The organism is Vibrio sp. R15-SG3-ISO1A (genome assembly GCF_059833955.1).
This window is the reverse complement of sequence record NZ_JCBDGH010000040.1, coordinates 1-13,704: the sequence shown is the minus strand read 5'-3', so window position 1 is coordinate 13,704 and position 13,704 is coordinate 1. Positions and strand designations below refer to the sequence as shown.

10 protein-coding genes and 1 pseudogene are annotated in these 13,704 nt (G+C 47.3%); 7 read left to right on the top strand and 4 right to left on the bottom strand.

Annotation, left to right across the window (positions count from 1 at the left end):
* Window positions 1–172 precede the first annotated feature (172 nt).
* The 3 genes from AC6R0L_RS06290 (at window position 173) to AC6R0L_RS06280 (ending at window position 2,848) form a co-directional block, all read left to right on the top strand.
* A complete protein-coding gene (locus AC6R0L_RS06290; protein WP_500627666.1) occupies window positions 173–874 on the top strand; it encodes a glycerophosphodiester phosphodiesterase in 702 nt (233 codons plus the stop codon).
* A gap of 257 nt (window positions 875–1,131) precedes the next feature.
* Window positions 1,132–1,527 carry a SulA-like leucine-rich domain-containing protein gene (locus AC6R0L_RS06285; RefSeq protein WP_334552291.1) on the top strand — a complete coding sequence of 132 codons (396 nt, stop codon included), beginning with the start codon at window positions 1,132–1,134 and terminating at the stop codon, window positions 1,525–1,527.
* A 217-nt stretch (window positions 1,528–1,744) separates the two neighbouring features.
* Window positions 1,745–2,848: a phosphoribosylaminoimidazolesuccinocarboxamide synthase gene (locus tag AC6R0L_RS06280; protein WP_500628612.1), complete on the top strand. Its 1,104-nt coding sequence runs from the start codon at window positions 1,745–1,747 to the stop codon at window positions 2,846–2,848.
* Between the two features lie 96 nt (window positions 2,849–2,944).
* On the opposite strand, the gene AC6R0L_RS06275 is transcribed toward AC6R0L_RS06280, so the two are convergent.
* Together AC6R0L_RS06275 and gyrA are read right to left on the bottom strand one after the other, a co-directional pair.
* Window positions 2,945–4,828 carry a methyl-accepting chemotaxis protein gene (locus tag AC6R0L_RS06275; RefSeq protein WP_500628611.1) on the bottom strand — a complete coding sequence of 628 codons (1,884 nt, stop codon included), beginning with the start codon at window positions 4,826–4,828 and terminating at the stop codon, window positions 2,945–2,947.
* Window positions 4,829–5,022: 194 nt separating this feature from the next.
* Entirely contained in the window at window positions 5,023–7,656 is a 2,634-nt protein-coding gene (gyrA, locus tag AC6R0L_RS06270) for a DNA topoisomerase (ATP-hydrolyzing) subunit A (protein ID WP_487903143.1), read from the bottom strand.
* A 282-nt stretch (window positions 7,657–7,938) separates the two neighbouring features.
* Between gyrA and ubiG the strand changes: the two genes are divergently transcribed.
* From ubiG to yfaE, 4 genes are all read left to right on the top strand, one after another.
* Entirely contained in the window at window positions 7,939–8,646 is a 708-nt protein-coding gene (gene ubiG, locus AC6R0L_RS06265) for a bifunctional 2-polyprenyl-6-hydroxyphenol methylase/3-demethylubiquinol 3-O-methyltransferase UbiG (protein WP_487903161.1), read from the top strand.
* A 465-nt stretch (window positions 8,647–9,111) separates the two neighbouring features.
* Window positions 9,112–11,394, top strand: a complete 2,283-nt coding sequence (gene nrdA, locus AC6R0L_RS06260; protein WP_500628610.1) for a class 1a ribonucleoside-diphosphate reductase subunit alpha — start codon at window positions 9,112–9,114, stop codon at window positions 11,392–11,394.
* 73 nt (window positions 11,395–11,467) lie between these two features.
* A complete protein-coding gene (gene nrdB / locus AC6R0L_RS06255; protein ID WP_334552297.1) occupies window positions 11,468–12,601 on the top strand; it encodes a class Ia ribonucleoside-diphosphate reductase subunit beta in 1,134 nt (377 codons plus the stop codon).
* On the top strand, window positions 12,601–12,879 hold the full coding sequence (yfaE, locus tag AC6R0L_RS06250) for a class I ribonucleotide reductase maintenance protein YfaE (protein ID WP_487903141.1): 279 nt from the start codon (window positions 12,601–12,603) through the stop codon (window positions 12,877–12,879). The genes nrdB and yfaE overlap by 1 nt, the downstream gene beginning before the upstream one ends.
* Before the next feature lie 189 nt (window positions 12,880–13,068).
* Here the strand turns inward: yfaE and AC6R0L_RS06245 are convergent, their stop codons facing one another.
* On the bottom strand, window positions 13,069–13,320 hold the full coding sequence (locus AC6R0L_RS06245) for a hypothetical protein (protein WP_487903140.1): 252 nt from the start codon (window positions 13,318–13,320) through the stop codon (window positions 13,069–13,071).
* Window positions 13,321–13,549: 229 nt separating this feature from the next.
* Window positions 13,550–13,704, bottom strand: a pseudogene (locus tag AC6R0L_RS06240) (competence/damage-inducible protein A); the annotation flags it as partial.

Genomic DNA, 13,704 nt, shown 5'->3' with positions numbered 1-13,704 from the left:
TAATTTTATCTTCAAATTAAATGTCAGATAAAAATATCGTTTATGACATAAAAACCAGTAGAGTTAATCGCAATCTGTTGAAAGAGCGAGCACAACTTAGAGAGCAAAATGACTACCACATCCACTCAATGACGCGTATTCTCAGTCCAAATCACTCCGTTGAGAATCAGATATGCTCATTATTGGCCACCGCGGCGTGGCAGGACACTATCCAGAAAACACCACCGCCAGCATTCAAGCGGCGATAGATCTTGGCCTTACTTGGGTTGAAGTCGATGTGCAGCCTTGCAAAGACGGGCATCTCGTCGTGTGTCACGACCATACTGTTGACCGTTGCTCGAATGGTACAGGCAGAGTCGACACCTTGACACTCAGTGCGCTCAAACAACTCAACTTTGCGGCACGCCATGAAGGTCAAGTGACACCACAAACCCTGTTAACCCTTGAAGAGCTACTGACACTTATTGAACCCAGCGACATCAAGCTGAATATTGAAGTGAAAGTTGATACCCACGACGCCCAATCGGTATGCGCGCTATTGGCCTCTACGCTCAATGCGACCTCAATACCGCTAGAGCGCATTATTTTGTCGAGTTTTAGCCATGACGTGATGCGCGAGTTAGCGAAGCAAATTCCTCAGTGTCGACGCGCTTTACTTACCGAGCGATTGAAGCGAAAGGATTGGCGACTGCTCAAAGAGGTGGAGGCGACAGGCTGCAATATCGGCGCGACATGGGCGACCAAGTCTACCGTTTCAAAGCTACAAGATGCCGGGTATGAAGTGTGGTGTTACACCATCAATAATCCGAAACGACTCAAACACCTTTCTCAATTGGATGGTATTTTTAGCGACTATCCAGAACGTTTTCTCTAGCACCTCCTCTCACCCTGTTCGCCTCTACTTGGCCTCCTGCTGAGTAGAGTGCGTCACCCATCACATTTTCTGCACCTTTTCAAAGCTCTCTTTCAACCTATCAAACCAATATAATTTAACTATTTATCAGATAGTTAGAAAACAAACTTCTTTTATCAACCTACCTAACTCGCTCATTCTGCGTGCAAAAAATGCTTGCGTCTTCACCACAACAAAACTACTGTATACACATACAGCATGTATGAAAGGACAGTATTATGATTTCAGTTCAAACACCTCGTCACGGCTACTCAAAGTTTAATGTGTTGGCTCAGCCTACCCAGCCTCTATCTTTGGATGACACCAGCCTTGAACGACTGGCTGATCTGTCACAGCAGAAACAGTGGATTCTATTTACAGGTCAATGCCCACGTCCAGATTTTGCCCAACTGTCCTCTCATCAAGTGCGTTGCAATCAAATCATCCACATGAAGCCATCGCAAACTCAGTCGGAAGTCGATATTGTGACCAAAGCGATTCAATCAGGTAATGCCAGTGCGGTGGTTGCCTCCAGTGAGCTCTCTCTTATCGAACAGCGACTATTGAAAGAACTGGCCAAGCAGCACCACTGTGAAGTCTTTTTTGTTGATGCGTCTATGCATCACTACCACTAAATCGAAACCTCACTGCCTTCGCCTCTTATCGTTGTGATAAGAGGCGTTTCTTTTCGCGGTTTCTTGATTTGAAACCAAGGTCTAACCCATTCAACTTAAAAACAAGCAAACGTTTGCTTTTTATCTGGAACCGAGAAAAAGTTCTGGTATCATGCTCTGCAAATGAATAGCCTTCATGGCTTATCAACCATTTTTGACAAATTATAGGAATGTCTAAATGAGTCTCGCAGAACAAGTTCTCGCCGTTAATGACGATCTTCCCATCCGCACTGATAAACCTGTTCACAGTGGTAAAGTCCGCTCTGTGTATTGGCTAACCGAAGCCGATAGCCGACGCCTTATCGAAGAAAAAGGCTACGACGTGTCGCCTGACGCACCACTGGCAATTATGGTGATCAGTGACCGTATCTCCGCGTTTGACTGCATTTGGCACGGTGAAGGGAATCTAAAAGGCGTGCCAGGTAAAGGGGCGGCGTTAAACGCCATCTCAAACCACTGGTTCCAACTGTTTAAAGACAATGGGCTCGCAGACAGCCACATTCTCGACATTCCTCACCCATTGGTTTGGATCGTGCAAAAAGCCAAGCCCATCATGATCGAAGCCATCTGCCGCCAATACATCACCGGTTCAATGTGGCGTGCTTACGAAAAAGGTGAGCGCGAGTTTTGTGGTATCACACTACCTGAGGGCTTAGAGAAAGACAAAGCGCTTCCAGAGCTACTTATGACGCCATCCACTAAAGGCATTCTGCGTGGCATTCCAGGTGTAGCAGAAGCGGACGACGTCAACATCAGTCGCCGTAACATTGAGGAGAACTTTGCCGCGTTTAACTTCTCAAAACAAAGCGATATCGCGCTTTATGAGAAGCTACTCAGTGAAGGCTTTGGCGTCATTAGCTCTGCGCTAGCGAAAGTCGGTCAAATCTTTGTTGATACCAAATTTGAGTTTGGTTACGTCACCGACGCGGCGGGTCAGGAAAAACTCATTTACATGGATGAAGTGGGGACACCGGACTCTTCACGTATTTGGGATGAAGCACAATACCAAGCCGGCAATATTGTCGAGAACTCAAAAGAAGGGTTCCGCCAGTTCTTGCTAAACCACTTCCCTGACCCAGACATCTTGCTCAATAAAGATCGCATGCCTGAGCGTGAAGCCCTAGCTCGTGACAATGCCCTTCCTCTCTCTGCGTTGATGGACATCTCAAAGACCTACACAGGTATCGCAGAAAAGATCACGGGAAAAGCGATTACGCTCAGCGATAATCCTAAGCAAGAGATCATCGATATTCTTGCCGCAGACTACGGTCTCATTGACTAAGTGACCTGTTCGACTGAAACGACAACGCCCAGCTTAGCTGGGCGTTGTTTTATCTTAACAATGATATCTCTACTTAGTGGCTTTTCATCTCATCGCTTAGAGTTTAAAGCGCTTTATCTCATGCTCTAGCTCAAGTGAGAGCTCGGAAAGCTGTCTCGCTTGAGCCGCAGCGTCATGCGCTTCATCGGCTAATTCATTGGAGACATCACGAATACCAACCGTATTACGCGTAATTTCCGACGTCACCGACGCTTGCTCTTCTGCCGCTGAGGCGATCTGAGTCGCCATATCGCTAATACGCTCGACCGCATGTTGAATATCAGTGAGGCTTTGTGCCGCCAAATCCGCGTCTTCAACACTGGTCCCCGCTAATTGTCCACTATCACGCATGATGCCCACCGCTTTTAGCGTGGTGCCTTGCAGCGTCTCAATCATGTGTTGGATCTCTTTGGTCGATGAGTGTGTGCGTTGGCTAAGCACGCGCACTTCATCGGCAACGACTGCGAACCCACGCCCCTGCTCACCAGCGCGAGCGGCTTCAATGGCCGCATTCAAGGCGAGCAAATTTGTCTGCTCTGCGATGTCTTGAATCGTCGAAAGAATGGTATTGATGCTGTTACCATGAACTTCTAGCTCTTGAATGACCTTTGTCGCCACTTTAACTTCATTAGCCAGGTTCTGAATCGAGCTTTGCGTTTGCACCACTTGTTTACCGCCTTGCATACAGGCTGACACCGCTTGGGTTGAGTTCTGCGCTGTGTGGTCCGCGTTGCCGGCAATTTCTTGCGTCGCGGCCGCCATCTCGTTGATGGCAGTGGCGACCATGTTGATCTCATCTTGCTGTAAACGAATTCGTTCACTGCGCTGCGCGGCATTTCGTGCTGTGCTTTTCGATTGCTCAGACAATGAGGCAGACACAAGGCTCAGCTTCGATACCATCGCATGCATATTGCCGACAAACGTATTAAAGTTTGCCGCCAGTTGACCCACTTCATCGTCACTTCTTGGCTCTAGACGCTGAGTTAAATCCCCTTCGCCTGACGCAATGGCTTCCAACGCGGTCGACACGCGCACTAAGTCGCGGAATAGGAAGCTCACCAACCAAGAGACCAGTACGATGACCACTGCCGTGATCACCAGTGACGTCACCACCAGCTTGATCATCAACTGATTGAGCGCCGCTTCTTCAGTCGTCACATCCATTTCAATAGCAAAAATCCAAGGAGTGTGGGCAACGGATTTGAAATAGTACAGCTTCTCTTGATTGCCTTGATGTAATCGATGTATCGATCCCTCGTCTGCTGCTTGTTTGATGTCTTGCAAAGATAATCGGTCGAACAACTGACTGACCGGTTTGAGCAGCAAGGTTTTATCAGGATGAGCGAGGAAATTACCATCTTGTGTATCAATCAACATCGCGTGCGCATTTTTGCCTACATTAAGGTTGATGACGTCGTTAATCAGCTGATCAATCAGCACATCGGCGCCAACCACGCCGAGTAGCTGCGTACCCTGCGTAATCGGCTGAGCGATCGTCACAAGCAGCGCATTAGTGATTGCATCTTGGTAAGCCGTGGTGATCATCTGGCGTCCTGCATTCTTGGCATCGATATACCAAGGTCTGACTCGCGGATCGTAGTCGGCACGATTGCGCTCAGGGTGAGAACGGAACATCTCTCCCTTCGGTGTGCCGTAGAAAATGTCGTCGAAGCCACCAGCATTGCGTGCTTGTTGCAGATAAGGCACAACATTCTCTTCGCCAACGTATTGATTGAAGGCAGACGCAATATCCTTACGGATCGCTATCCAGTCGGCAATACCGGAGGTCGCCGCATTGGCGATACTTTCTGCACGGTCTTGTACACCTTGATGAGTTTGATTGGCAAGTTGCTGGGCAGACAGCCAAGTCAAGACGCTGGCCATCAAAACAACGGCCGACAAACTAGCAATAATGAGTTTTTGTTTGAGTGATAACTTCATGGTTCGCATTGAGTGAGTAAATAAACATCGCGCGCATTCTATAGGCAAAATAGCACCTATGCACGTGAATTAAATTTCGCTCATCAATTAGCTAAACTATTGTTATAACGATATATTTTTGACGCCAATTTTTAATCGATCAAAAAAGCCGAGGGGTTAACCTCGGCTTTCTTTATCAACGTAACAGAGTAAGATTACACTTGCTCGTCATCACCGTCATTCACATCCGGTGCGTCAGTTGGCGCGCTCACTTGTGCTGACTCATCTTGCTCAGCATCTTCGCCATCGATGATGTCTGCTTGTTCGATTTCATCGATACGTTGTAATCCAACGACCGATTCATCTTCAGCGGTGCGGATCAGAGTCACACCTTGTGTGTTACGACCGACTTGGCTCACTTCCGCCACACGAGTACGTACCAGTGTACCGGCATCGGTGATCATCATCATCTCATCGCCTTCTTCTACTTGAACAGCGCCAACGACTGGGCCGTTACGTTCAGAGACTTTGATAGAGACAACACCTTGGGTTGCGCGACCTTTAATTGGGTATTCCGCCAATTCAGTACGCTTACCGTAGCCGTTTTGCGTCACAGTGAGGATATCGCCTTCGTTCGCAGGAACAATCAGTGACACCACTTGGTCATCATCCGCTAGCTTCATACCGCGCACACCTGCTGCGGTCCGGCCCATCGCACGGACTTTATCTTCACTAAAGCGCACCACTTTGCCCGCTTTAGAGAACAGCATAATGTCGCTTTCGCCGGTAGTGATATCCACACCAATCAGTGAATCGTCATCACGCAAGTTCACTGCAATCAGACCATTTGAACGAACATTGGCAAATTGATCCAGTGACGTTTTCTTCACTGTACCATCGCCTGTCGCCATGAAGATGTATTTGTCTGCCGAGAACTCATCAACTGGCAAAATAGCGGTAATACGCTCTCCCTCTTCAAGAGGCAGAATATTAACGATTGGCTTACCACGCGCTGTGCGTGTTGCTTGAGGCAGTTGGTACACCTTCAAACGGTAGGTCTTACCGCGAGTCGAGAAGCAGAGAATATTGTCATGCGTATTGGCGACAAGCAGACGCTCAATAAAGTCTTCTTCCTTCATCTTGGTGGCGCTCTTACCTTTACCACCACGACGCTGAGATTCGTAATCACTCAGTAGCTGATATTTCACATAACCTTCGTGAGACAGAGTTACCACTACGTCTTCACGAGCAATCAGCTCTTCCATATCGATGTCATGGGTGGCCGCTGTGATTTCTGTACGACGAGGATCACCGTAACCATCACGTACCGCTTCTAACTCTTCACGGATAACTTCCATCAAGCGCTCAGTGCTAGCCAGGATGTGCATAAGCTCCGCGATTTCATCTAGAAGCGCTTTGTACTCATCAAGAATCTTCTCGTGCTCTAGACCGGTTAGACGGTGTAAACGAAGTTCTAGAATGGCTTGCGCTTGAGTTTCTGTTAGGTAGTACAGACCATCACGGATACCGTATTGATCTTCTAGCCATTCTGGACGTGCGGCATCAGTACCAGCACGCTCAAGCATTGATGCAACGTTACCCAAATCCCAACCACGCGATACCAAGCCCACTTTCGCTTCTGCTGGTGTTGGTGCGTTTTTGATCAGTTCAATAACTTCATCGATGTTTGCAAGCGCAAGGGATAGCGCTTCAAGGATATGCGCACGTTCACGTGCTTTGCGTAGTTCGAAGATAGTACGACGAGTGACCACTTCACGACGGTGGTCAACGAAGCACTTCAACATATCTTTTAGGTTGAATAGCTGTGGCTGGCCGTTATTTAGAGCCACCATGTTGATACCGAAAGTCGTTTGCAGCTGAGTCTGTGCGTAGAGGTTGTTGAGCACCACTTCGCCTACTGCATCGCGCTTACATTCAATCACAATGCGCATGCCGTCTTTATCAGACTCGTCACGCAGTGCACTGATGCCTTCCACTTTCTTATCTTTAACCAGCTCAGCAATCTTTTCGATCAGACGAGCTTTGTTCACTTGATAAGGAATTTCAGTGACAATAATGGTCTCTTTGCCATTCTTCTCTACTTCGATTTCCGCTTTAGAACGCATGTAGATCTTACCGCGACCGGTTTTGTACGCGTCTACAATGCCTTTGCGGCCACTGATGAGCGCCGCAGTCGGGAAATCAGGACCCGGTATGTAGTCCATAAGCTCATCAATCGTGATTTCTTCATTATTGATGTAAGCCAGACAGCCATCAATCACTTCACCTAGGTTGTGAGGCGGAATATTGGTGGCCATACCTACCGCGATACCAGAGGCACCGTTCACCAGTAGGTTAGGAATTTTTGTCGGCAGTACCGCAGGGATTTGCTCTGTGCCATCGTAGTTTGGCACGTAATCTACGGTTTCTTTGTCTAGGTCAGCGAGAAGTTCGTGGGCAATTTTTGCCATACGCACTTCGGTGTAACGCATTGCTGCTGCGGAGTCACCATCGATAGAACCAAAGTTACCTTGGCCATCAACAAGCATGTAGCGCAATGAAAACGGCTGAGCCATACGTACGATAGTATCGTACACAGCACTGTCACCATGAGGGTGATATTTACCGATAACGTCGCCAACAACACGGGCAGATTTTTTGTATGGTTTATTCCAATCATTACCTAGTACGTTCATCGCGAATAACACGCGGCGGTGTACAGGCTTTAGGCCATCACGCACATCTGGAAGAGCACGACCAACGATGACTGACATCGCATAGTCTAGGTAGGAACCTCGCAGCTCATCTTCAATGTTTACGGGCGTGATCTCTTTAGCTAGATCGCTCATAGAGCCATTATCCCTCTATTTATAGATCGTATGTACAATACGTTTAAGGTGCAAAAATATAACACACAAATCAATAGTTCGGCATTACTTTCCCTCTCGTTTTATCAGGTTGTGAGCTTGGTTGTGAATCAAACGCTGAGAAATTGCACACTCATGAATTATCTTGCTGATTAATGACTACTTTTTAGCCAGCCATACAGAAAAGTGCGCCCTTTCATGGTGCCAAGGAGATGATTGAGTATAATGTCGCCCAATAACCTAGGTATGGATACAGAGATGACTATGAGCCAATCACAAAACGTCGATCCAAAAGAGATAAAGAAATTCGAAGATATGGCATCACGTTGGTGGGATTTAGAAGGCGAGTTTAAGCCCCTTCATCAAATCAATCCCCTACGCCTACAATATGTGCTCGACAAAGCCAGTGGGCTGTTTGGCAAGCGTGTGTTGGATGTCGGTTGTGGCGGCGGCATCTTAGCTGAGAGCATGGCGAAAGAAGGCGCGGAAGTGACCGGTCTCGATATGGGCAAAGAGCCCCTTGAAGTCGCTCGCTTGCACGCGTTGGAAACCGGTACTCAGTTAACCTACATTCAGAGTACCATTGAAGACCATGCGCAAACCCATGCCCAAAGTTACGACGTTGTGACGTGTATGGAAATGCTTGAGCATGTTCCTGATCCGCTTTCCGTTGTGCAATCTTGTGCTCGCCTTGTCAAGCCAGGTGGTCACGTCTTCTTCTCGACACTTAACCGCAATATCAAGTCTTATCTTTTTGCGATTGTCGGTGCGGAGAAGCTCCTCAAAATCGTGCCGGAAGGCACCCACGAGCATGAGAAATTTATTCGCCCATCTGAGCTTATCAAGATGATTGATCAAACGGATCTTACTGAACTCGGCATTACCGGGCTGCACTACAATCCGCTCACTGATCGCTATCGATTAGGCACTAATGTCGACGTGAACTACATCGTCCACACCCAAAAACGTTGATCGACGAACCCCGTCAGCGCACAACATCTAGTGGTCATCTCCTAGGCGGTAGCACAAGTTCACCGCCTTTTTAGGTCGATTTTTGTGCACGTGATTCCATTTTAAACACATCAAAAAACGCAGAAAAAAATTAGCAAAGATCAAGGAATTTTTTTTTGTTTATGGTTACTTCTAAACCGATTCCAAAACGGTAATTTTGTACAATCTTGTTTGCCCTTTCCTCATCGGTTAGTAGTCACTTACTGTTTTTTCTATTTTTGTCAGTTATCCACAAGTCATCCCAAAACTGTAACTTGAAAACCGTCTTCGATAGCTCTATCTTGTAACCCGCACATCGATGCACCCCTATATATTGTGTTTGTACTACAATGTATAGAATGATTTTGATCACAAAGCTGGAATCAATTTTACAAGAATTACATATAAACACGGCTTTAATCAGTTTTGTTAGGGAAATGAAGCAGAATGAACCAACAACTCACCGTTACTAAACGTAATGGCAGCAAAGAAAACATTGATCTGGACAAGATCCACAGAGTGATTACCTGGGCAGCAGAAGGCCTTGATAATGTCTCTGTGTCGCAGGTAGAACTTCGCGCTCACATCCAGTTCTACGATGGCATCACCACTTCTGATATCCATGAGACCATCATCAAGTCAGCCGCTGATCTTATCTCAGAAGAGACGCCAGATTATCAATACCTCGCCGCTCGCTTAGCCGTCTTCCATCTGCGTAAGAAAGCGTACGGTCAATATGAGCCACCAACGCTGTACAGCCACGTTGCGCGTCTTGTCGATATGGGTAAATACGACCAGCACATCCTAGAGGACTACACTAAGTCTGAGCTAGATGAGCTTGATGCTTACATCGACCACCGCCGCGATCTCGACTTCTCTTATGCCGCTGTGAAACAGCTGGAAGGTAAGTATTTCGTTCAAAACCGTGTGACAGGGGAAATTTACGAGAGCGCTCAATTCTTGTACATCCTTGTGGCAGCGTGTTTGTTCGCAAACTACCCGAAAGAGACGCGCCTTGACTACATCAAGCGATTCTACGATGCGACGTCGACATTTAAGATTTCTCTGCCTACGCCAATCATGTCGGGTGTACGTACCCCAACGCGTCAATTTAGTTCATGCGTACTGATTGAGTGTGGCGACAGCCTTGATTCGATCAACGCGACCGCAAGCTCCATCGTGCGTTACGTATCACAACGCGCCGGTATTGGTATCAATGCAGGTCGAATCCGTGCTCTGGGTTCAGAGATCCGCGGCGGTGAAGCGTTCCACACTGGCTGTATCCCGTTCTACAAATACTTCCAAACCGCCGTCAAATGCTGTTCTCAGGGTGGCGTTCGTGGCGGCGCAGCAACCGTCTTCTACCCTATTTGGCACCGCGAATCTCAGACATTGATGGTGCTAAAGAACAACCGCGGTGTCGAAGAGAACCGTGTTCGTCACATGGACTATGGCGTTCAGCTTAACCGCTTGATGTACCAACGCTTGGTTCAAGGTGGCAACATCACCCTATTCTCTCCTTCTGATGTCCCTGGGTTGTACGATGCATTCTTCGAAGATCAGGATGAGTTCGAACGTTTGTACGTTAAGTACGAAAACGATCCATCGATTAAGAAGGAAACGGTGAAAGCCATCGATATGTTCTCTATCTTGATGCAAGAGCGCGCATCCACAGGCCGTATTTACATTCAGAACGTCGACCACTGTAATACGCACAGTCCTTTTGACGCCAGCGTTGCGCCGGTTCGCCAATCGAACCTGTGTCTTGAAATCGCCTTGCCGACCAAGCCACTGAGCAATGTTGAAGATGATTCTGGCGAAATCGCGCTCTGCACGCTTTCTGCTTTCAACTTGGGTGCTATCCAGTCACTGGATGACTTCGAAGAGTTGTCTGACTTGGTCGTACGTGCACTTGATGCACTACTTGATTACCAAGACTACCCATTACCAGCGGCGTACAAGTCCACCATGAACCGCCGTACACTCGGTGTGGGCGTCATTAACTACGCTTACTACCTCGCGAAAAATGGCGTGAAATACTCGGATGGCAGCGCCAACGGACTGACGCACCGCACTTTTGAAGCGATGCAGTACTATCTACTTAAGGCGTCCGTTGCACTGGCGAAAGAACAAGGCAAATGCCCATCGTTCCACGAGACCAACTACGCGAAAGGCCTCATGCCTATCGATACGTACAAGAAAGACGTGGACTTAGTGTGTGATGAGCCTCTGCACTACGACTGGGATGGCCTACGTGAAGAGATCATGACACACGGTCTGCGCAACTCAACGTTAACCGCGTTGATGCCTTCTGAGACCTCATCTCAGATCTCTAACGCCACCAACGGTATTGAGCCACCGCGTGGTTATGTCTCTGTCAAAGCCTCTAAAGACGGCATCTTGAAACAAGTGGTGCCTGACTATACTGCGCTTAAGAACAACTACGAACTGCTTTGGAATATTGGTTCAAACGACGGTTACTTGCACCTAGTGGGTATCATGCAGAAATTCGTTGACCAAGCGATTTCTGCGAACACTAACTACGACCCAAGTCGTTTTGAAAGTGGCAAAGTACCAATGAAGAAACTGCTGCAAGACCTTCTAACCGCGTACAAATACGGTGTTAAAACCTTGTACTACCACAACACGCGTGATGGCGCGAGCGACGACCAAAAAGACGCCGTTCAGCCGCAAGACGACGATTGTGCAGGCGGCGGTTGTAAGATCTAACGCTTACTAGGATTTGCAACGTTTAACCAAATTAATGCCCCGAGTCTCGGGGCATAAAAGGAATTGAGGCATCATGGCTTACAGTACTTTTAACCGAACTAAAAATGATCAACTCAAAGAGCCTATGTTCTTGGGCCAATCTGTCAACGTCGCTCGCTACGACCAACAGAAATTTGAGATATTTGAAAAACTGATCGAAAAACAGCTTTCTTTCTTTTGGCGTCCAGAAGAAGTCGACGTGTCGAGTGACCGCATCGACTACAACAAACTGCCAGAGCATGAAAAACACATTTTCATCTCCAACCTGAAATACCAAACGCTACTTGACTCGATCCAAGGTCGCAGCCCTAACGTCGCGCTGTTGCCTTTGGTCTCTTTGCCAGAAGTCGAAACGTGGATCGAGACTTGGTCGTTCTCTGAAACGATTCACTCACGCTCTTACACGCACATCATTCGTAACATCGTGAATGATCCAGGTCTCGTGTTTGATGACATCGTTGAAAACGAGCACATCTTGAAGCGTGCGGACGACATCTCACGCTACTACGATGATTTGATTCAGATGACCAACGACTATCACCGTTTTGGTGAAGGTACTCATCAAATCAAAGGCGAAGAAGTCACGGTTTCTCTGCACAATTTGAAGAAGCAACTTTACCTCTGCTTGATGTCTGTCAACGCATTGGAAGCCATTCGCTTCTACGTCAGCTTTGCATGTTCTTTTGCGTTTGCAGAACGTGAACTGATGGAAGGTAACGCAAAAATCATTAAGTTGATTGCCCGTGATGAAGCGCTCCATTTGACTGGCACACAACATATGATCAACTTGCTTCGCAACGGTCAAGATGACTTCTCATTCATGCAGATCGCAGAAGAGTGTAAGCAAGAATGCTTCGACCTGTTTAAAGCTGCGGCGGAACAAGAGAAAGAGTGGGCTGAGTACCTGTTTAAAGACGGTTCTATGATCGGCTTGAACAAAGACATCCTCTGCCAATACGTTGAGTACATTACTAACATTCGTATGCAAGCTGTCGGACTGAGCGCCGCTTATCCAAATGCGACATCGAACCCGATCCCTTGGATCAACGCTTGGTTATCATCAGATAATGTCCAAGTCGCACCGCAAGAAGCGGAGATCTCATCGTACCTTGTCGGTCAGATTGACAGCGACGTACGTGCTGATGACTTCAAGGACTTCGAACTGTAATGCCAAGTATCAAAATCAACGCGATTACCACCATCCAATCCAATTCATCCAACACGATATTGGAGACGATGGAACAGGCCGGACTGGAACCTGAATATAACTGTCGAGATGGACACTGTGGAGCGTGCCGCTGCACCTTGGTCTCAGGCGAGGTGGAATACGTTGGTTTTGCGATGGCTTATACACAGGGTGATGAAATTTTGCCTTGTATATGCAGAGCAAAGTCGGATGTGGAAGTGGCTGACGTCAATTATCGCCTTAAGGAAAAACGCGCTTAACAGCGATTGGTGAGCGCATACCGATTGACATCAAGCACCTTCCTATTCCCAACAACATTAAGGCCAGCGTCATGCTGGCCTTACTCTTTTCTGCTGTTATCAATTTTGACACTTCATATCCAATCTTCAACAGCCGATACTGAATCACTGAAAAGACCAGAGCAACCCAGAGAGCTATCGAGATTGAGGTTACATCTGAAGACGAATACCGGACAAAAACTCATCGGCGGTCATCATGGAGACGGGTTTGTCACCAATCTGTCTTCCGTCATCATCAAACAGTGAAAGTCGATAGCCCAAACTCTCTCTAGGTGTGAGCTCTTCTGGGGCGTTGAGCCACATAGAAATCACATCGTGATGCTCATCGCTGAGCGCTTCACCAAGAAATACTTTCTGGCTCGCCACTTGATACCAGATAAGGATCTTCGATTGATTAAACATGTCACTCTCCTTTGCAACACCCTGCCGAATTTCCAGTTTACGATCAATTTTGTTAAATGCACGTTGCAAAAGTAAGACAAACAGCGCTTCTATTGAAAATCATCCGTTTAACCATTAGAACGATTTCTTCTAAAAAATTAAATTCTGAGGGAGTAGAAAATAAACTTATTTTTCAGCAGGATAAGGAGAAATAGCACAGCGAGTCATTTGACAGACTCACTGTTATTGGCTAACTCTCAAGTGCGTTTCGTGGCACGAATAGCTCTTTTTCACGAGATAACGAACTGTATTTCGCAAATAGGGGCTTCGCTGACAAATAGCGTCTGAGCATATCCGCCGCCGTGGTCGTAATGATCGTAATTTGATCCTGAGGGCCATATTGGC